This is a genomic window from Exiguobacterium sp. KJ 601 (assembly GCF_027161185.1).
Classification (GTDB): domain Bacteria; phylum Bacillota; class Bacilli; order Exiguobacteriales; family Exiguobacteriaceae; genus Exiguobacterium; species Exiguobacterium profundum.
In genome coordinates, this window is record NZ_JADHZG010000001.1 from 685,755 (window position 1) to 704,772 (window position 19,018).

Annotated in this window: 18 protein-coding genes and 2 other RNA genes; 15 read left to right on the forward strand and 5 right to left on the reverse strand. The window is 46.2% G+C overall.

Annotated features, from left to right (window positions below; translation table 11 throughout):
• Positions 1-43: 43 nt before the first annotated feature.
• The 9 genes from IRJ25_RS03540 to ssrA (IRJ25_RS03580) all read left to right on the forward strand — a co-directional run bounded on the left by IRJ25_RS03540 (position 44) and on the right by ssrA (IRJ25_RS03580) (position 6,940).
• On the forward strand, positions 44-931 hold the full coding sequence (locus IRJ25_RS03540) for a YitT family protein (RefSeq protein ID WP_269317791.1): 888 nt from the start codon (positions 44-46) through the stop codon (positions 929-931).
• Positions 932-1,004: 73 nt separating this feature from the next.
• Entirely contained in the window at positions 1,005-1,229 is a 225-nt protein-coding gene (secG, locus tag IRJ25_RS03545; protein WP_012726902.1) for a preprotein translocase subunit SecG, read from the forward strand.
• A gap of 102 nt (positions 1,230-1,331) precedes the next feature.
• The gene (locus IRJ25_RS03550; RefSeq protein WP_031422876.1) at positions 1,332-2,072 is read left to right on the forward strand and encodes an alpha/beta hydrolase; all 741 of its coding nucleotides are present in this window, start codon (positions 1,332-1,334) and stop codon (positions 2,070-2,072) included.
• A gap of 15 nt (positions 2,073-2,087) precedes the next feature.
• Positions 2,088-4,493, forward strand: coding sequence for a ribonuclease R (gene rnr, locus IRJ25_RS03555; protein WP_269317792.1), 2,406 nt, complete (start codon positions 2,088-2,090; stop codon positions 4,491-4,493).
• Between the two features lie 54 nt (positions 4,494-4,547).
• Entirely contained in the window at positions 4,548-5,018 is a 471-nt protein-coding gene (gene smpB, locus IRJ25_RS03560; RefSeq protein WP_012726899.1) for an SsrA-binding protein SmpB, read from the forward strand.
• 49 nt (positions 5,019-5,067) lie between these two features.
• Positions 5,068-5,423, forward strand: a transfer-messenger RNA (tmRNA) gene (gene ssrA, locus IRJ25_RS03565).
• Between the two features lie 114 nt (positions 5,424-5,537).
• Positions 5,538-5,681 carry a hypothetical protein gene (locus tag IRJ25_RS03570; protein ID WP_047795092.1) on the forward strand — a complete coding sequence of 48 codons (144 nt, stop codon included), beginning with the start codon at positions 5,538-5,540 and terminating at the stop codon, positions 5,679-5,681.
• Between the two features lie 175 nt (positions 5,682-5,856).
• Positions 5,857-6,459, forward strand: a complete 603-nt coding sequence (locus IRJ25_RS03575) for a hypothetical protein (protein WP_078147297.1) — start codon at positions 5,857-5,859, stop codon at positions 6,457-6,459.
• Between the two features lie 146 nt (positions 6,460-6,605).
• Positions 6,606-6,940: a transfer-messenger RNA gene (gene ssrA, locus IRJ25_RS03580) on the forward strand.
• Between the two features lie 113 nt (positions 6,941-7,053).
• Here the strand turns inward: ssrA (IRJ25_RS03580) and IRJ25_RS03585 are convergent.
• Positions 7,054-7,818: a hypothetical protein gene (locus IRJ25_RS03585; RefSeq protein ID WP_269317793.1), complete on the reverse strand. Its 765-nt coding sequence runs from the start codon at positions 7,816-7,818 to the stop codon at positions 7,054-7,056.
• 163 nt (positions 7,819-7,981) lie between these two features.
• Between IRJ25_RS03585 and IRJ25_RS03590 the strand changes: the two genes are divergently transcribed.
• Genes IRJ25_RS03590 through IRJ25_RS03605 form a run of 4 tightly spaced genes read left to right on the forward strand, consistent with a single transcriptional unit; the run spans position 7,982 to position 12,921 of the window.
• Entirely contained in the window at positions 7,982-9,508 is a 1,527-nt protein-coding gene (locus tag IRJ25_RS03590; protein ID WP_269317794.1) for an SAVED domain-containing protein, read from the forward strand.
• A gap of 23 nt (positions 9,509-9,531) precedes the next feature.
• Positions 9,532-10,608 carry an SMODS domain-containing nucleotidyltransferase gene (locus IRJ25_RS03595; RefSeq protein WP_269317795.1) on the forward strand — a complete coding sequence of 359 codons (1,077 nt, stop codon included), beginning with the start codon at positions 9,532-9,534 and terminating at the stop codon, positions 10,606-10,608.
• A 5-nt stretch (positions 10,609-10,613) separates the two neighbouring features.
• Positions 10,614-12,434, forward strand: coding sequence for a HesA/MoeB/ThiF family protein (locus tag IRJ25_RS03600; RefSeq protein WP_269317796.1), 1,821 nt, complete (start codon positions 10,614-10,616; stop codon positions 12,432-12,434).
• Positions 12,427-12,921, forward strand: coding sequence for a Mov34/MPN/PAD-1 family protein (locus IRJ25_RS03605; RefSeq protein WP_269317797.1), 495 nt, complete (start codon positions 12,427-12,429; stop codon positions 12,919-12,921). Before IRJ25_RS03600 ends, IRJ25_RS03605 begins: the two co-directional genes overlap by 8 nt.
• A 412-nt stretch (positions 12,922-13,333) precedes the next feature.
• Here the strand turns inward: IRJ25_RS03605 and IRJ25_RS03610 are convergent, their stop codons facing one another.
• Together IRJ25_RS03610 and IRJ25_RS03615 are read right to left on the reverse strand one after the other, a co-directional pair.
• Positions 13,334-13,834: a hypothetical protein gene (locus IRJ25_RS03610; RefSeq protein WP_269317798.1), complete on the reverse strand. Its 501-nt coding sequence runs from the start codon at positions 13,832-13,834 to the stop codon at positions 13,334-13,336.
• A gap of 82 nt (positions 13,835-13,916) precedes the next feature.
• Entirely contained in the window at positions 13,917-14,105 is a 189-nt protein-coding gene (locus IRJ25_RS03615) for a hypothetical protein (RefSeq protein ID WP_159562615.1), read from the reverse strand.
• 135 nt (positions 14,106-14,240) lie between these two features.
• On the opposite strand from IRJ25_RS03615, the gene IRJ25_RS03620 reads away from it, so the two are divergent.
• On the forward strand, positions 14,241-15,653 hold the full coding sequence (locus IRJ25_RS03620) for an NAD-dependent epimerase/dehydratase family protein (RefSeq protein ID WP_269317799.1): 1,413 nt from the start codon (positions 14,241-14,243) through the stop codon (positions 15,651-15,653).
• Between the two features lie 133 nt (positions 15,654-15,786).
• The gene (locus tag IRJ25_RS03625; protein ID WP_269317800.1) at positions 15,787-17,343 is read left to right on the forward strand and encodes a SulP family inorganic anion transporter; all 1,557 of its coding nucleotides are present in this window, start codon (positions 15,787-15,789) and stop codon (positions 17,341-17,343) included.
• Here the strand turns inward: IRJ25_RS03625 and IRJ25_RS03630 are convergent.
• Positions 17,340-17,669 carry a YolD-like family protein gene (locus tag IRJ25_RS03630; RefSeq protein WP_269317801.1) on the reverse strand — a complete coding sequence of 110 codons (330 nt, stop codon included), beginning with the start codon at positions 17,667-17,669 and terminating at the stop codon, positions 17,340-17,342. The genes IRJ25_RS03625 and IRJ25_RS03630 overlap by 4 nt on opposite strands.
• Positions 17,666-18,961: a Y-family DNA polymerase gene (locus IRJ25_RS03635; protein WP_215243780.1), complete on the reverse strand. Its 1,296-nt coding sequence runs from the start codon at positions 18,959-18,961 to the stop codon at positions 17,666-17,668. Before IRJ25_RS03635 ends, IRJ25_RS03630 begins: the two co-directional genes overlap by 4 nt.
• Positions 18,962-19,018 lie beyond the last annotated feature (57 nt).

Consider the following 19,018-nt stretch of genomic DNA (forward strand, 5'->3'; position numbering starts at 1 on the left):
GCGGCTTTTGCCGCGGTCTTTTTTCTATGGAGGGAGGACATTTATGAAACGTCAACAACAACATCTATTGCGCCAACAAGTATGGCGCAAGCTACAAACCATCTCGGTGAAGGACATCGCCTGGATTATCGCAGGCTCCTTCATTCTTTCGTTCGGGGTCAATTACTTTACCGTACCGAACGACTTCTCGGAAGGTGGCCTGCTCGGGGTCACGATCATCCTGTACTACGTCTTCGGCTGGGACCTCGGGCTCACGTCGATTATCGGGAACGGGATTCTCTTTATCGTCGGCTATAAGCTGCTCGACCGTCGGACAATGGTCTATTCGGTCATCGCCGTCATCGCGACGTCATTCTTCCTCAGTCTGACACACGACTGGGGCAGCCCTGCCGAGGACAAACTGCTTGCGGCTGTCTATGCCGGGATCATGATTGGGGTCGGGATCGGCATGGTGCTCCGTGTCGGCGGGACGACCGGCGGGGGCGTCATCATCGCCCGACTCATGGAACGCTATCTCCACTTGAGTGTCGCCGTCTCGATGTTCATCATCGATGCGCTCGTCGTCGCGACGTCCGGCTTCTTCTTAGGGGAACAAGTCGTTCTCTATACGCTCATCGCGATCATCATCGGTTCATGGGTCATCGACCTCGTCGCGGAAGGTCTCAACATCCGCAAGGCCGTCACAATCATCAGCGATAAGCAAGAAGAGCTCGCTGTCGTCTTGACGGAGACGCTCGGACGCTCGGCGACGATCATCCATGGACATGGTTACTACACGAAGCAGGATAAGAACATGTTGTATATGATCGTCGACAAACGTCAGATCGCGCCACTCAAAAAAATCGTCCAAGTAACGGACGACCGCGCCTTCGTCGTCATCCACCAGGTGAAGGAAGTCATCGGCGAAGGGTTCAGCTACCCGTCCCGATAATTTGAATGCTGGTGTTTTATTGATAACTTCTATATAATAAAAGGCGTGTAAATAGAAGGAGGAACTGACTACTATGCAAACGATCGCTACAATCAGCCTACTTGTCGTGGCTGTCTTATTGATTGTCGTCGTACTGCTCATGTCAGGTCGGTCGCAAGGTCTTGGAGCGATTGCAGGTGGCGCGGAGCAGTTGTTCGGACGCCAGAAAGCACGCGGCTTCGATGCTGTTTTGAACCGAACTGCAGCTGTACTAGGCACTTTGTTTTTCATTTTAGGATTACTAGTCGCATCATTATGATGATAAGGCTGATCGTTCTCGATTTTCACGTGAGGCGGTCAGCTTTTGTTTTTTCGATTTGTTTTTTGGGAATAATGTAGATACGAGGAGATGACAGATAAAATGAAAGTGACAGCACCAAAACCGTTCTTCTTCGAGGGCGGAAAACGTGCCGTGTTGATGTTACATGGCTTCACTGGATCGAGCGCGGATGTCCGCATGCTCGGTCGCTTCCTTCAAAAAGAAGGATACACATGTATGGGACCGATCTATCGTGGTCATGCCGTCCCACCGGAAGAATTACTCCAATATGGACCGAAAGACTGGTGGGAAGACGTCTTGGACGCTTACCAGACGCTCGTCGACAAAGGTCATGAGGAAATCGTCGTCTGCGGACTCTCGCTAGGTGGCGTGATGTCGCTCCGTCTCGCCGAGGAGAAAGACGTCAAGGCGGTCATCCCGATGTGCGCACCGACGGGAATCGATGCCGAGGACCGCTTGTATAAAGGAGTCCAGGCATATGCCCGAGAATATAAGGGTAGAGAAGAAAAGTCGCCGGAACAGATCGAGCAGGAGATGGCAGAGTTCAAACCGATGCCAACATTGAAAGACCTCCGTGCCTTCGTCCGCGACACGGCGTCGAAGCTCGAGGACATCTTCGTCCCGACACTCGTCGTCCAAGGCGCCAAAGACAACATGATCGACCCGGAATCGGCGAATCAAATTTACGAGGCGGTCAACACGTTCCAAAAAGAGTTGCTCATCTATGAGAACTCGGGACACGTGATCACACTCGACAAAGAAAAAGAGAAACTGCACCAGGACGTGCTCGATTTTCTCGAAACGTTAGACTGGTCAGTCTAAGAAGGAGGTGTCACGTTGAATTTACGTGACCAATTATTAGAGATTCTACAGGCGAGCGAGAAACCGCTCTCTGTCGATCAACTGACCGAGCGATTACAGCTCGCGTCGACGGATGACTTTAAAGAGCTCATTCGCACATTGAATGCCCTCGAGGAAGAGGGCGCCATCGGCCGGACGCGGACGAACCGTTACGGGACGCTCGCCACGCTCGGACAAGTCGCGGGGATCATCTCGATTCATCAGCGCGGCTTCGGCTTCTTGTCGGTCGAAGGGGAAGCGGAAGATGTGTTCTTGCCGCCCGACCAACTGAAGGACGTCTACCATGGCGATACGATCCTCGTCAAAAAACGCGAGGACAACCGTGGCAAGACGGAAGGGATTTTATTGAAAGTACTGAAGCGCGGACTCTCCGAGTTCGTCGGGACGTATACGCTCCCGAGCGGTCGACTCGACCAGTTCGCCTTCATCGAGCCGGATGACAAACGCATCAATTTCTGGCCGGTCGTCAACCCGGACAAGTCACTCGGTGCCGTCGACGGACATAAAGTCGTCGTGCGCATCACGAAGTATCCGGACGGACGCTTCGCCGGTGCCTGTGACGTCGTCCGCATCATCGGGCATAAGAACGACCCTGGCGTCGACATCTTGTCGATCGTCTATAAGCACGGTATCCCGACGGAGTTCCCGGAGGACGTGATCGCTCAGGCGAACGCGGTACCGGACGAGGCGGACGAGAAAGACTTCATCGGACGCGTCGACCTTCGTGACGAGACGATCTTCACGATTGACGGCGAAGATGCGAAAGACTTGGACGATGCCGTCCACGTCAAAAAACTCGATAACGGCAACTACGAGCTCGGTGTCCATATCGCCGACGTCTCACATTACGTGAAAGAGGGCTCACCATTAGACGTCGAGGCGTTCGAACGTGGGACAAGTGTGTATCTCGTCGACCGTGTCATTCCGATGTTGCCGCATCGACTCTCGAACGGGATCTGTTCCCTCAACCCGCATGTCAACCGCTTGACGCTCAGCTGCGTCATGGAGATCTCCCCGCAAAACGGGAAAGTCGTTCGCCATGATCTGTTCCCGAGTGTCATCAAGACGACGGAGCGGATGACGTATACGAACGTCCGTGAGATCATCGAACGTGATGACGAAGAGACGTTGAAAAAGTACGAACCGTTCATCGGTGAGTTCGACCTCATGGCCGAGCTCGCGGAAGTGCTTCGGAAACGTCGTAACTCGCGCGGTGCCATCAATTTCGATTTCGCTGAGGCGAAGGTTGTCGTCAACGAGGAAGGGAAGCCGGCAGATATCGTGCTTCGTCCACGTTCGGTCGCCGAGAAGTTGATCGAGGAGTTCATGCTCGCAGCCAACGAGACGGTTGCGGAACACTTCCACAAGATGGACGTGCCGTTCATCTATCGTGTCCACGATAATCCGAAACCGGACAAGCTCGACTTCTTCTTCGACTTTGTCGCAAACTTTGGCGTTCACATCGAACGCATCAAAGGACAGACGGTCGAACCGAAGACGCTTCAAAAAATCTTGAAGGCAATCGACGGTGAACCGGAAGAGCCGGTTATCAGCACGATCATGCTTCGCTCGATGCAACAGGCGAAATATGACGACGTCTCGCTCGGTCACTTCGGACTCGCGACAGACTTCTATACGCACTTCACGTCACCGATCCGTCGATATCCGGACTTGATCGTCCACCGTCTCATGCGCACGTACGTCTTCAACAACGACTTGTCGGAGAAGACGATTGCGAAGTACGAGGACCGTCTCGGGGCGATCGCCGAACAGGCATCGAAACGGGAACGTCGCTCAGTCGATGCAGAGCGCGAGACACAGGCGCTCAAGAAAGCCGAATACATGGAAGCCCATCTCGGCGAAGAGTTCGATGGTGTCGTCGCCGGCGTCACGAACTTCGGGATGTTCATCGAACTTCCGAATACGATCGAAGGGCTAGTCCGTCTCCAGTCGATGGATGACTACTACCACTTCGACGAATCACAGCTCATGTTGCTCGGCGAGCGGACGAAACGTCAATTCCGCATCGGGGACGCCGTCCGTGTCAAAGTCGATGCCGTCAACTTAGACGAGCGGACGATCGACTTCACGGTCGTCGGCATGCCGAAACGGGAACAGTCAAGCCGTCGCCAACCGACAACGATCAAAGCGAAAGGCGGTCGTCCGAAGAAGGACGAGAAAGACCGTCGTGGCGGTCGCGGTCGGGACGACAAGAAGAAACGCGGCAAACCAGGAAGACCTGGCAAGTCGGGCAAACCAGGTGAGAAACCGAAACGAGACGGGGAGAAGTCTTCCCAAGGCCGTTCGGCACTCGACCTGAAGAAGAAAGACAAGCACAAACGAAAAGGCGACGCCAAACGAGGTGCGAAGAAACGTCGCTGACGGGGAAGGGCTTGTCCCTTCCTCCGTATCTTGTAGATAAAGGACTGAATGTGTATGGCCAAGAAGAAAGATTCGAACGCACTCGCCCAAAACCGCAAGGCGTCCTTCGATTACGCGATCGAAGATACGATTGAGGCGGGCATGGTGCTCACAGGGACGGAAATCAAATCGGTCCGTCAATCGAAGATCAACATCGCGGATGCGTACGTCCGGTTCGACGGGGGCGAGGCGACGCTTCACAACTGTCATATCAGCCCGTTCGAACAGGGGAACCGCTTCAACCATGACCCACTCCGCGTCCGGAAGCTATTGTTGCATAAGAAGCAAATCAATCAGCTCATCGGGGCTTCAGGGCGTGACGGCTACACGATTATCCCGCTCAAGGTGTACATCAAGAACGGGTTCGCCAAGTGCCTGCTCGGCGTCGGAAAAGGGAAGAAGAAGTACGACAAACGTGAGGACTTGAAGAAGAAAGACGCGAAGCGTGACGTCGACCGTGCGATGCGCGATCGGCAAAAATACTGACAACGGATCCTAATTGTGGTATATTAAATAGAGTACCAATTACCACCTCGGGGACGTTATGGATTCGACGGGGGTAGGTCGGTCGTATGTGGCGTGTCGAGGGGTCGGCCTCGTTAAAACGCAAACGCCTATAACTGGCAAAACTAACACACAACTCGCAGCAGCCTAAGTGCCCTGCGGATCCTGACATCCATCGCTTGTGTGGATGACTTTCAGGGTCTCAAACTAAGCAAGCTACGCTTCAACCTCGCCGTCTGAGGGCGCGAAGAAGAGATGAAACAGACTGGATGCGACAACGCCTGTTTATCGGCAGTGTCACATCGAGATTCAATAGATAAACTACACACGTAGAAGCATACGTTACGATGCCTTCGGACGCGGGTTCGACTCCCGCCGTCTCCATTTTGAAGCAGTCTGTAACGACTGCGATCAATGATTTTCATGAAGACCTTCTAATTTCATTGAGATTAGAGGGTCTTTGCTTTTGATTGAAGCCATGAAGAAAGGAAGGTGAAGCGCATGGGAAAATATCAATTAGATAAGAGAAGCAAAGTAGCTGCGGCGAAGTACCAAGACGGCAAAAAGCCGACTGTCTCGAACAAGAAAGAACGATTGAACCAGCTTCGTGAAGCATATTTGCAGAAACAACAAGAGAAGAAGTGATCTGGTGAAGGATTATTGAGTACCTGCTCATTAATCCTTTTCTTTTGGGGAGCGGACACCGGTTATTAGGTTTTTGATGGGAATCAAGGGATTGATCATCTTTTTGTTGAATAGAAACTATGAGTTGTTTTTTGAAAATCGTCAAATAATTATACATACCAAAGGAGGAGTTCACATGTCTAAAAAATCGACGGAATTGATTGTGAATGGCGTCAAAAAATATGGTCCGACAGTAGGCAAACTTGCATTAAAACATAACAAAGAAATCATGGGGGCTTTAGGATCAATCAATTTAAAGAAACGACCGAAGAACCCTGATGACTCGGAGCAAAGCCCTAAAAAAGTCAAGAACAAGCATCCGCGAAAGCAACGGTATCAGTACTATTTAACCGAAGTGACACCTACGCTAGACACTCGAAATCGAGATGAGTTGTTCCAATATAGATTAGAAGTGGAGCAATGCATTCAACAAATCAAAATGGAACAAGCACAAGACATCGTCATCAAAAAACAAATTCATGAGGGGCGAATCAAAGAGTGGGAATCCATTCTCTCTCTCATCGTGAGTCAAATGACCATCAAGGACTATATGGAATTTTTAAGACTCTTTAACAATCCAGAGTATCAAAGTGATTATTTCGCGGGCTTTGAAGGGGATGTGGAGAAGTTCAAAAAACTGAATACGGTCGAACAGTATGATGCGCTCGTTCAGTATGTTCATGAAAAGACAATGATTGATATCGAACAAATCAAAAGAGAGTTTTCTGCTCCTGTTTGATGTTGAGATCCACTTCCTAGTGACATATGGTTTGAAACAAATGAATAAATCTTGGAAGTAGAGAGCTGTTGAAAAGTGATGGTCTCAAAACAAGATTCCGCCGGTTTGAAACCTTGAGCGATGACGAGAATATTTTCCCCAATGTGGGAAGTGATAGATTCGACGGGGATAGGTCGGTCGTATGTGGCGTGTCGAGGGGGCGGCCCTGTTAAAACGCAAACGCCTATAACTGGCAAAACTAACATACAACTCGCAGCAGCCTAAGTGCCCTGCGGATCCTGATATCCATCGCTTGTGTGGATGACTTTCAGGGGTCTCAAACTAAGCAAGCTACGCTTCAACCTCGCCGTCTGAGGGCGCGAAGAAGAGATGAAACAGATTGGATACGGCAACAGCGTCACATCGAGATTCAATAGATAAACTACACACGTAGAAGCATACGTTACGATGCCTTCGGACACGAGTTTGACTTCAGCCATCATCATTTGTTAAGTTTCCTTGAACACCAAAGCTCTTATTTATAAAGAGTTTGGTGTTTTTTAAGTTTTAAAAGTTTGTAGTATATCAAATAAACCTAATATCCCCGCCAGTAACCTAGTCACTTGGTGATGAGAAGGTAAAATACTTTTCCGGATTGATAGCAATTTGTTCGTTATGGAGTATGTCAGAATCAACAGAATGATTTTCAATATTGAGCAGCATTTGGAATCGAGCATTATTTTTATGGAAGTGTACTTTATTTAATTCCGGTTTTAGATTGTATATTAAACCAGCCTCGACATTTTCTAACAGTTTTTCAGCAATTGTATAAGGATATATGAATTCTAAAGGCATGTACTCGTTTTCACCAAGAAGTGTAACTGTGGCAAAATAAATATGTTTTTCTATACCATCATACTTAGGATCATGTAATTTTAGAGCAGCAGCATGTCCTCCTGAAAAGCGATGATTTTGGGACGAAGTTTTACCGATATAAACAACTCGTTCATTTGCACCACCGCCGACGGTAATGATGTAAATTGGATAACATGTTGAAGGTCGATAAATATCGAGCTGAGAATCAATTTCATAAAGGATTTCACGATCAATATCTACTAATAATCTTTCATCACCCGAATCCACATCTTCGTTGTAGTGATAGAACATAATTTCGAAAGCACTATTGACATATTGATTAACTTCATTCCAAGTACTCTTTAAACTCTGTGCCTTCATTTCTCTTACCCTGTATAAAGGTAACCGAACATCTAGGGCTAAGAAACATCCTGCATCAAAACGGATGGTTTCAATTTTATAGTTTTTCAGTAGCGGTAAATAACCGATTTTGAAATAATAGTCCAGCGATTTATATATAACCAATTTAAGTTTCCCCTTGTACTAAATAAATTAATGTCAACATTCAATTAGATTATATCTAAGACATATTTGAAATGTAACCACATATACTTACATGGAAAAATAAGGACTGATATGAGAAGATTAAAGAAATATTAATAAATATATAAGAGGTGAGATTTTTGATATGGCGAATCCGATAAAAGCTAGGAGCTTAGGGGATGAGTATCAAATACTTTTCTTTTGGTTAAAAGCATGTGATATGTTAAAAGATCACTCTAATGTGGATACTATTTCTTATGAAGATCAAAAAATAAAAAGTCTTGATGATATAGTTATTCGCTATAAGAAACCTACAAGAGATATGACTGGAAAGTTAGTTCATAAAGAATATTACCAAGTAAAATATCATGTTGATTATCGGAATAGTATAACTCTTGAGAACTTAATAAGTCCTAAATTTATAAATGCTGCGAAATATTCTTTTCTAGAAAAGGTAAAAGAAGCAATACCAGATTTGAATAAAGAGGATGAACCTGGAGTTGCATTTTTAGTAACACCGTGGAGTATTCATCCTGATGACCCATTAGCGAAGTTAAAAATAGTGGATACTAAAGGAGGCTATTTTAAAGAAGAAATTTTATTCGATGGTAAAAGTAAGTCGCATATAGCAAAAATAAGAGGAACATTGAAAAATCATTTAAAAATTGAAGATGACGAGGAGTTGAAAATTATTTTGGAAGCTATTCGAATACGAAGTAATTTTCACCAATATGAATCCTTAATTCAATTTTTAAATGGGCAACTTTTAACCGTTGGATTAAAGCCAATCGATTTATCTCAACGTATTAATCCTTATGTAGATTTACTTCGGCGGTTATTTCAAGAAGACCAAACGAAGTTCAATAAGGAAGAGTTAATAGAAATATGTAAGTCTGAAGATCTATGGATAGGTCACAATATTATGCTAAATGAAGAAGTTCCAATTGGTATAAGGAGTTTCAATCGGAGAGCTGAAAATTTAGAAAACAATACAACTACAATGACTTGTTTATTACATTATTTTGAGGGACGATATTTAAAAGATGAATTTAGTTGGAATATAGCTATTAAGGGGGCTTTAGAAGATTTTATAAGATGTAATTTAGCGGAGGACAGTTCTTATTGTATTTATTTAGATACTCATTCAACTATTGCTTTTACAACCGGCTTTTTTCTTGATCCCAAATCAGGAATAAAAGCAGTTCCTATTCAAAAGGGGCTCAGTGGAAGGGCAATCTGGCGATCAGACTCTAGAGTGCCAAGAGAGCAATATCCAATGTGGCAAGTTAGCCATGATGTCATTGACGAAAATGGCAGTGATATTGTAATAGTAATCGAAATGACACATCCAGCTGTTCAAGATGTAAAAGATTATATTGAAACCAATCAATTGTCTGCTAAATCTATATTACGATTTTATTTTGAAGAATCTTCAGGTTTCAATTCAATTCATGATGGAAACCATGCTATGTATCTCGCTAATGAAATATCAAAGACTTTAAATGGACTTCAAAAAGAAGATAAAAAAAGAAGATACCACTTTTTCGGAGCAGGACCAAATGGTTTTTGGTTCTTCTTAGGACAGCTTTCAAGAAACTTTGGCCAGTTAACTCTCTACGAATATGACATTGAAATAACAAAAGATTATTTTCCAACTATTGATTTGCCTTAAATGTGTGAGAGGGAGTGCATAAAATGGAAGTGAAATCATACTTTAATGATTTTTTACTCGATATAAGATTAACAGATAATCAAGTAAATGATTTAAAAAAGGGCCACAGTACTTTACGGAAGAGATTATTGGAAGATGAAGATATATCTCCAATTATTGTTAATACATTCTTACAAGGAAGTTATAGAAGAGCGACCGCTGTTCGCTCTAAAAATGGTAACAAGTCAGATGTAGATGTAATAGTTGTAACAACTTTAGATACAGAACAGTGTTCTCCTCAAAAAGCATTAGATAAATTTGTTCCTTTTTTAGAAAAGCATTACAAAGGGAAATATAAAATGCAAGGGCGATCTATTGGTATTGAACTTAGCTATGTTGAACTTGACTTAGTAATTACATCTGCGCCTTCAGAGATACAAAAAGAGTTGCTTACAACAGATAGCATATCGACCTCTTACTTGATCGAAGATTTAGAGAATTGGTCACTCACTAAGTCTTGGAGCATAGATTATCAAAAAGTCGACAATGGAAAAGAGTGGAAAAATGAACCGCTATTAATTCCAGATAGAGAAGCGGGAAAATGGGAAAAAACCGATCCATTAGCACAAATAAAATGGACTTGGAATAAAAATGCAAATTGTAATAGGGATTATATAAATGTTGTGAAAACTCTGAAGTGGTGGAAAAAGTTAAATCCTAATCCGAAGTACCCAAAAGGTTATCCTTTAGAACATTTTGTAGGTTTAAATTGTCCGGATGGGATAAAATCGATTGCTGAAGGTGTTACACTGACTTTGGAAAATATTGTTAAAGATTATCCGGAGAAGCCTCTTTTGAATGATCATGGAGTCCATGATCATGATGTTTTTAAACGTATTAGTGATGAAGAGTATAAAGAGTTTTATGATTTAGTGACTAAGGCTGCGGTAATGGCAAGAAAAGCATTAGATAGTACAGATAAGGTAGAAAGTATTGAATTGTGGAGAGAGTTATTGGGTTCGAAGTTTCCGGAACCACCTTCTATCGTAAAAAAATCACAAGATAGTTTTACTCCAAGAACCGAACCGACATCTTCCGTTTCAGGCGGTAGATTTGGATGAGGTCTATGAAAGTCCCTAATGAGTCTCTACTTACGGGGCGTAGAGCTACCGAATTTGTGGAAGGAATTGAGATAATCGATGATTTAAAATGGATAGAACCCATAAAAAAATGGGTTCTTCATTGTTCGTTATACTCAGACGAAATAGAACATGCTGTCATCAACAAGTGTACTGAATGGTATATACTAATCGACGATGCTTATCCAAGAGGAAGTATTGGCTTTTATCCGTCAAAGCGAAATAGCTTAACTCAAACATTTCCACATCAGATGTACAATTATGAAGACAATAATAATTACCCTTGGAGAAACGGTTTGTTATGTCTAGATTCAAATGTGAGAACGTTAGGTAGGCTTGTTCCTAATGAAGAGCCCTACCAAGAAGAAGTTCGCTTAACCTGGCATGTAATAAGAGCGATAGAATGGTTAATAGCTGCTTCAAAAAATAAACTTACTTCTCAAGACGAACTCTTTGAATTGATTGACTTTCCTGAATTTTCGTCATTAAAATTAGGTTTTTCTGAAGATTCACAATCATTTATGCATTGGAATTCAATTAAAGTTAAGTATGGAATTGCGACTTTCTCAGTTTTACATAGTGGTGTTTTTTTAGTGAGAGAATTTAAGAAACTGAATGGACTATCTCTAAGAAATAATGAATGGGGATATCATTCTTCTCAAGTTAAAAGTGATGATAGAATTTTAGGTTCTTGGATATTATTAAAAGAAGTTCCTCACTTTAAGCCATGGCAAGCTCCATTAACTTGGAGTGAACTTACAGAAATATGCAAAAATCAGAAAATAGATATTTTAAGTGTCCTGCGCCAGATAAATAGAAAACAAAATTGTAAAAAAAAGTTGGTTCATATATTACTAATTGGCTTTCCTATTAAAGAAAAGTTAAATGAGGATTACAGTGAAATATTTTGGAAAGGAGTAGAAATTCCTTTTTTAATTGAAAACAGTCTCAATCCTAAAAGAGTTAAATTAGATATTAAACAGAGTAACAAAATTGAAAAACAAGTTACTATTAATGGCTTAAGTAAAATAAAATGGATGCATTCATTCAATTGGTCAAAAAGTGCTGTCATGAGCCGCGGTATGTTACCTAAAAAAATTAGCGATTCAAAAATATTGCTAATAGGTGCAGGGGCGCTTGGTTCTTCTGTGGGAGAGTTATTAGTCAGAGCAGGGGTAGAGAAGCTGGGAATTATTGATTACGATAATTTAGAAATGGGGAACCTTACAAGGCATACATTGTTACTAAATGAAATAGGAAATAATAAAGCAGAAGCTTTAACTAAGCGACTAAATAAAACCTCACTTCACTCCAAGGTCGAATCACATGCTGGGACATTAAAATACAACCTAGAAAATAATATTGAACAATTAAGGAAATACAATGTGATACTAGACTGTACAGGAGATGATGAGGTTTTAATGCAATTGCAACAATATCAGTGGTCTGATATAAAACAATTTATTTCAATTTCACTAGGATTTGAAGGCAGGAAGTTATTTCTTTTTAGTAATTATAGTTTTTATTTTCATTATGATTTGTTTAGAGAATGTGTTGATCCCTGGTTAGCCGATGAAAGTACTCAATTCAATGAAAAACAATTACCGAGGGAAGGGCTGGGATGTTGGCACCCATTGTTTCCAGCGAGGGCTGATGATGTATGGATTTTAGCTGCCACCGCTATTAAAAAGTTAGAAGCAATATATAATGAAACAAAGTTCTCAACGTTTAGTATATATGAACAAGAAAATAGCGACGGTAACTTTCAAGGGATTAATTTAGTACATAATGAGGTAATCAATGAATGAGTTGAATTTTACTAGTGAAAATCAAAAACTAAAAGTAGTTATTCCCAATATAGTGTTAGATGAAATTCATATACTCTGCACGTCATCTTATCCAAATGAAACAGGTGGTATATTAGTTGGTTTTTATAATGAGCAATACAATTCTGCAATTATTTCTAAGTTGATACCACCTCCATCTGATTCAAAGAGCGGACCTACATGGTTCATAAGAGGAATTAATGGTGTGAAAAAGAAGCTAGATCAATTGTGGTATAACGAAAAGGAATATTATATTGGAGAATGGCATTACCATCCCGGTAGTAGTTCGAATCTAAGTAATCAAGATATTAAACAAATGAGCGAAATATCGAATAATGATAATTATAAATGTCCTGAACCTATATTGCTAATAGTGGGTGGTGAATACAAAAATTGGGAATATAGCACCTATGTTTTTCCTAAAAATAATAAATTAATCCATCTCGATGTATTAAATGAATTATGTTGAAAAGTTTGAATCCGTTACAAAAAAATCATCGAGATGTAAGAAGATGACGGTGAAAATCGACTCATTGGACGCAGTTTTTCCTGTCTCTTACAGAGGTCAGAATTTACGGAAATTGGATTGGAGATGGTGACTGTGCGTAATGGGTATACGAGCATAGAAGGGGGGCAAATCCAGTTCAATATGAGTGGTTTGAAGACTTTACCAAGGCGAAAATTTTTATGTACACGAACGAGACGATGGGAGAAGTCGTTTACACTTTTCTTGCTTCGAAACGGGAGAATGCTTTTACGGATGCGATTGAAGATTCGTGTTGACTATACCGCTAAAAACGGAGAACTTCTTGATGATGATACTGGTTTAGATTTATCGTTTTAAAAAGAATCCCACTCTCCAATCGGAAAGTGGGATTTGTTCAGTCAAACACTCGACCGATCCAGCGTTTGAAAAAGGGTTGGCCAGATTGTGTCACACTATGATTGTCAAGCTCCACCTCTTCGGTCGCCTCATTCGGAGACCTCAATTGAATCGTCATCTCGTCACCAAGCACGGTCGTGACACCACTCTCAAATTGAAGATTTCTTGTCACATAAGCATTTGCGTATAGAAGTCCACCTTTTTCGTCCACTTGTACCTCCTGAATCGTATAGTGGAATTGCTCGACCCAATCCCGCTGACCGAGGAGGAGCCGGACGACGTCATCTTCGTGTGACAATTTCGTTCGCTCAATGTTATCGAGTGGGGTATGTGCTTCAATCGCTGCTTGCTGTGCTTCTAAGATATCTTTGAAGTGATGTGTCGCAGCTTCTGTCGTCCATGCAGCGGAACCTGTCTTCGACTCGGTCGCATAATGGAAAAGAGCAAATCCAATCAAGGCGAATAACGCCACAACAACTACTCGTTTGAACTGTTTCATTGTCGAGCTCCTTCCATATCAATTCAAGATTGAAGACGTTAAAAGGTTGTCAATGGACCTCGCGATTACTCGAGAATGTGACTTATTGACCGGTGATTTGATCCAACCAATTCGCGACCAAGTCCGCACTGCCATCTTGGAACATAAATATGGATACCCCGACCATCACAAGTCCGACTAAAATCAGTCCACCTTGTTTCGCGCTACTTGCAATCCCTCGCACGATGAGGATTACTCCCAATCCAAGCAAAAGAAAGTACCAAAATCCCATGAATATCCCTCCTTTTTCTAATTATTCTCATTTTAGTATGAATCGGTCGAGCAGGCTCTACATACTTAGACTGATTTATCTTTTAAAAAAGAAGGGTACATTACCTCTATGCGAATAATTAGGGGAGTGACCATTATGCGAAAAACGATTGTCATTGCGGGGGCGAGCGGCTATATCGGCTCGAACGTGATGGAGCAGCTGAAGGAAGAGTATGACATCATCGCGTTATCGCGATCGACGAAGAATAAAGAAGATGAGGCCCATATCACGTGGCGTGCCTGTGATTTGTTTTCATATGAGGCAACAAAAGAAGCATGTGAGGGCGCGGATTACGCGATGTTCCTCGTGCACTCGATGATTCCGGATGGCGGCTTGACGCAGGCGACGTTCGAGGACATGGACGCGCTCATTGCGGACAACTTCGCCCGGGCGACGAAGGCGAACGACATTGAGCAAATCGTCTATTTGAGTGGGATCATCCCGAAACAAGAGAAGACGTTGTCGCGTCACTTGAAGAGTCGACTTGAGGTCGAACGCATTCTCGGTGGTCAGGGCGTGCCGGTGACGACGATACGGGCGGGACTCATCATTGGTCCGGAAGGTTCGTCGTTCCCGATTTTAGCGAAGCTCGTCAAGCGTTTGCCGTCGATGATCTTGCCACGATGGACGAAGACGGAAACACATCCGATCGACATCCGTGAAGCCGTTCAGGCGCTCATCTCGGTCGTCGGTGCCGAGTCGCTTTATGACCGTCATATCGACATCGGGGGTCCCGAGGTGATGACGTATCGGAAGATGATCGAACAGACGGCCGAAGTCATGGATAAGCGTCGCGTCTTGATCGACTTCCCGTTCCCGACAATCAAACTGTCGCGCCTGTGGGTCATGGCGGTCACGGGTGAACCGAAGGCGACCGTCTATCCGCTCGTCGAGAGCATGGGGCACGCGATGGTGGCAGAAGATACGGTCGAAGGTATCGGACAGGGTGAGATTCCATTCAAACAGGCGGTCGAACATGCGCTTGAGGAAGAAGAGAAGCAATCCTCGGGCGGTAAGAAGAAAAAGCAACCGAAATCGTATACGGTCCGTTCGATTCAGCGGTTCGGTCTGCCGGAAGAAAAGTCGGCGCTTTGGATGGCGGACACGTACTTTGAGTGGCTCGGTCGTTTTATGTATCCGCTCATTCAGACGACGAAAGAAGACGATAATTGGGAGATTGCGCTGCTCGATCCGTCGTTCGTCGCGCTTCATCTATCGCTTGAACAGGAAGCAACGGACGATATGGCATCCTTTGCGATTGACGGGGGCAAGTTCGTCAAGTTAAGTGAAGAGGATCAGACAGGGCGTCTCGAGTTTAGACGCTTACCGGAGTCGGATGAAGGACTTGTCGCCATCCATGAGTTCGTACCGGCCCTCCCGTGGTGGTTCTATACAAAGACACAGGCGAAAGCCCATCTCGTCGTCATGTGGTTATTCGGTCGTCATGTGAAGTTGCTGGCGAAAGACGCGGAAGATGGCGATCAAGTCGTAGAGGCTCCGACGAATTGAAGGGAGACGCATCGAAAGGTGCGTCTTTTTCTTTTGTACATTCTGTTAACGTTTTTCTCAAACCGTTTACAAGCCCTCTTTCCAGGCGTACACTGAACTCGTTTTTGAACTGATTGGAAAGAAGGAATGTATGATGCAAGACTCACTCTCCACACGTGAGATGTGGCAAAAGGACATCTCGGCCGGAATTACAGTTGGCGTCGTCGCTATCCCGCTAGCCATGGCATTTGCCATCGCCTCGGGAGTCCCGCCGGTGTACGGGCTCTACACGTCCATTTTTGCCGGAATCCTCGTCAGCCTGTTCGGAGGTTCGACGTTCCAGATTGCTGGACCGACGGGAGCGTTCATCCCAATCGTCTCGGGTGTCGTCCTCGCATATGGATATGAAGGGTTACTCGTCACGACCGTTCTCGCCGGAATTTTGCTGCTCCTCATGAGCGTGCTCCGGGTCGGACGGCTCATCCGCTTCATGCCCCGGGCCGTGACCATCGGTTTCACGGCCGGTATTGCCGTCGTCATCTTCGTCGACCAGCTCGATGAGTTGTTCGGGGTCACGTTTGAGAAGGCACCACATTTTCACGAGAACTTGCTTCGTCTCGGTCAAGCGTTGCCCGAAGCGTCCGTGTGGCCGATCGTCATTGCTGGGATTGGCTTTTTGACCCTTTGGCTCGTCCCGAAGCTGCCGTTCCGTTTACCCCTTTTACTCATGGTGATGCTCGTCCCGACGTTTGTCAGTCTCCTCATCCCGGGTGAGGTCGCGACGATCGGAAGTGCATACGGCGGCATCCCGAGCGGACTGCCAACATTCAACTGGCTCACAATCGACCTAAACTTGATTACAACACTCCTCCCGTCCGCATTCGCCATCGCCTTCCTCGGTGCGCTCGAGTCACTTCTTTCGGGAACGGTCGCTGACGGGATGGCGGGGACGAAGATGAAGCCGGACAAGGAACTGTTCGGGCAAGGTCTCGCGAACGTGATCACACCGTTCTTTGGTGGGATCCCGTCGACAGGTGCCATCGCCCGGACGGCGACAAACATTCAGGCGGGAGCGGTCAGCCGACGTGCCGGTGTCATCCACGGACTCACGGTCCTCATTGCGGTGCTCGTCCTCGCGCCGTTCGCGAGTTACGTGCCACTCGCCGCACTCGCTCCGATCTTGATGCGGGTCGCCTGGAATATGTCCGAACGTCATCACGTGATGGCGATGTTGCGTCATCGTTCATCCGAGTCGCTCGTCCTTCTCGTCACGCTACTGTTGACGGTATTCGTCGACTTGGTCGTCGCCGTCGAGGTCGGCGTCATCTGTGCGCTCGCACTCTTCGCGAAACGAATGGCTGATACGATCGATGTGCGTGAACGGACAGAACGGTACGTCACGCGAGACGGCCAAATCGTCTTCAGTGTCGAAGGTCCGCTCTTCTTCGGTGCGGTCGAGTTGTTCGAGCACGTCCTCCATCACATCCATCGGGAACCGAACGTGTTCATCTTCAACTTTCACCGCTGCCCGGTCATCGACGTGACCGCGGTCGAAGAGTTGCGTCGTGTCGTCACCGAGCTGAAAGCAGCCGACCGGCATGTCATCTTCGCGCATCTGTCGCCATCGGTCCGCGCGACGCTTGCTCACTATGGGCTACTCGACGGGATTGAGACGTTCGAGACGACCCAGGGAGCGATCGAGGCATCTTAACGAACGGACAAGATGTCGCCGAACGGGATGCGGCGCACCTTGCCGTCGAACAGCTCGACCTCGCGCTCGGCGTAATAGATGGCATGGACGTAGCCGCGCATGCTTGTCGTCAAGCCGTCTACGAACAGGGTCACTTCGACTTGGTCGCCTTCACGGATGGCCCGTTCGAGTTCGGTCTGCAAGAGGTAGAGGAGTTGTTCGTCCAAGTCGGGCAGCTCAATCTTTTGGATTTGTGCATAATAACGTTTCAGTAGGGCGACGTGCTCGGGCATGAGAAATGGGATCCATTTTAACTCACCTCGGTCACGATAGCGGGTCTTGCTCATGAGGAATCGCCTCCTTGTTTATGTCCGCCGATTAGACGTTGGCGCGTCCGGAGCGGACTGTCTTTTAGTAGGCTCGACGCCGGTCGGATCGTGCCACGACCGAACCGGACGTTCAGGCCGTCGATCAAATCGAGGAAGTCGAGCCGTTTCGCTTTCGCCCATTCGTCTTCGAAGAACGATAACTGGACGTGATCGCTCCGTGGCTCGAGCTTGCCGAGAGCGACCGAGACGTAACGGACGGCCTCCGTCTCTTCCCAGCCGTCTAAAAATAGCTGCAATAAGATCGGGAGAAACTCTTGCTCGTCCGCTGTGAAGCGGGGGAGCTTCTTTTGTTTACTGAAGCCAGCCCGGTCGCTCGTCCGCGTATAGCGCACCCCGAGATGGATCGTCCCTCCGACGAGTCCCGCTTGCCTGGTTCGCATGCCGACTTCGACCGCGATCGCTTGTAAGACGAGCCGGATTGCGGAATACGTCGTGTAGTCTTTCATGAGGGTGATGCCGTGTCCGATCGACTTCGGTCGCATCCGTTTCGCACCGAACAAGGAGCTCGCCGGCAGGATGGTCGGCGACTCGTCGATGCCCCAGGCGTGATGCCAAAGTTCTGCACCGATGACACCGAACTTTTCATGAAGGGATTCGAGTGGGTAGCGGGCCAAGTCCCCAATCGTCCAGATGCCGAGCCGCTGCAGGTGGACCGCCATCTTCGTCCCGACGCCCCACATCTTCTCGATCGGCGCCGGATGGATGAGCCGTTCGACGTCTTGGAGAAGGCACGTGACGACACCTTCCTTTTTTGCATGCAAATCGAGGACGAGCTTGGCGAGGACGTTGTTCGGTCCGATGCCGATGGTGACGGGAATGCCCGTATAGCGAAAGATCGTCGCACGCATGAGGTGGGCGACGTGCTCGTCATTTCCGAACAGCCGCTCCGTCCCGCTCATGTCGACGAGCGTCTCATCAATCGAATAGACGCGAATCGCCTCGGGCGGGGCGAACTGATGCAGGATGTGGATGATTTGAATGGAGACGTTCAAATAATGACTCATCCGCGCCTCGGCATACAAAACGTCTCGTCGTTCGTGCCACGGGAGGCGGTCGATGTGGAAGCGACGTGACCCGGTCTTGATTCCGAGCTGCTTCATTTTCGGGGTCGCCGCGAGGACGAGTGCCCCGCTGTCCTGTAGGTTCGAGAGGACGACGAGCTTTGTCTTGTAAGGATTTTTGTTGCGCGCGGCGCACTCGCAACTGGCATAGAACGAGACGCTGTCGATACAAAAGATTCGTCTGCGCATCGTCACCACTCCTTTTTTACGAACAAATGTTCTGTTTTTTTCATCGTAACACGGTCT

Coding starts and splice junctions, on each gene's coding strand:
- IRJ25_RS03540 (WP_269317791.1), top strand. CDS start 44: ATGAAACGTCAACAACAACATCTATTGCGCCAACAAGTATGGCGCAAG.
- secG (WP_012726902.1), top strand. CDS start 1,005: ATGCAAACGATCGCTACAATCAGCCTACTTGTCGTGGCTGTCTTATTG.
- IRJ25_RS03550 (WP_031422876.1), top strand. CDS start 1,332: ATGAAAGTGACAGCACCAAAACCGTTCTTCTTCGAGGGCGGAAAACGT.
- smpB (WP_012726899.1), top strand. CDS start 4,548: ATGGCCAAGAAGAAAGATTCGAACGCACTCGCCCAAAACCGCAAGGCG.
- IRJ25_RS03570 (WP_047795092.1), top strand. CDS start 5,538: ATGGGAAAATATCAATTAGATAAGAGAAGCAAAGTAGCTGCGGCGAAG.
- IRJ25_RS03575 (WP_078147297.1), top strand. CDS start 5,857: ATGTCTAAAAAATCGACGGAATTGATTGTGAATGGCGTCAAAAAATAT.
- IRJ25_RS03590 (WP_269317794.1), top strand. CDS start 7,982: ATGGCGAATCCGATAAAAGCTAGGAGCTTAGGGGATGAGTATCAAATA.
- IRJ25_RS03595 (WP_269317795.1), top strand. CDS start 9,532: ATGGAAGTGAAATCATACTTTAATGATTTTTTACTCGATATAAGATTA.
- IRJ25_RS03600 (WP_269317796.1), top strand. CDS start 10,614: ATGAAAGTCCCTAATGAGTCTCTACTTACGGGGCGTAGAGCTACCGAA.
- IRJ25_RS03605 (WP_269317797.1), top strand. CDS start 12,427: ATGAATGAGTTGAATTTTACTAGTGAAAATCAAAAACTAAAAGTAGTT.
- IRJ25_RS03610 (WP_269317798.1), bottom strand. CDS start 13,834: ATGAAACAGTTCAAACGAGTAGTTGTTGTGGCGTTATTCGCCTTGATT.
- IRJ25_RS03615 (WP_159562615.1), bottom strand. CDS start 14,105: ATGGGATTTTGGTACTTTCTTTTGCTTGGATTGGGAGTAATCCTCATC.
- IRJ25_RS03620 (WP_269317799.1), top strand. CDS start 14,241: ATGCGAAAAACGATTGTCATTGCGGGGGCGAGCGGCTATATCGGCTCG.
- IRJ25_RS03625 (WP_269317800.1), top strand. CDS start 15,787: ATGCAAGACTCACTCTCCACACGTGAGATGTGGCAAAAGGACATCTCG.
- IRJ25_RS03630 (WP_269317801.1), bottom strand. CDS start 17,669: ATGAGCAAGACCCGCTATCGTGACCGAGGTGAGTTAAAATGGATCCCA.
- IRJ25_RS03635 (WP_215243780.1), bottom strand. CDS start 18,961: ATGCGCAGACGAATCTTTTGTATCGACAGCGTCTCGTTCTATGCCAGT.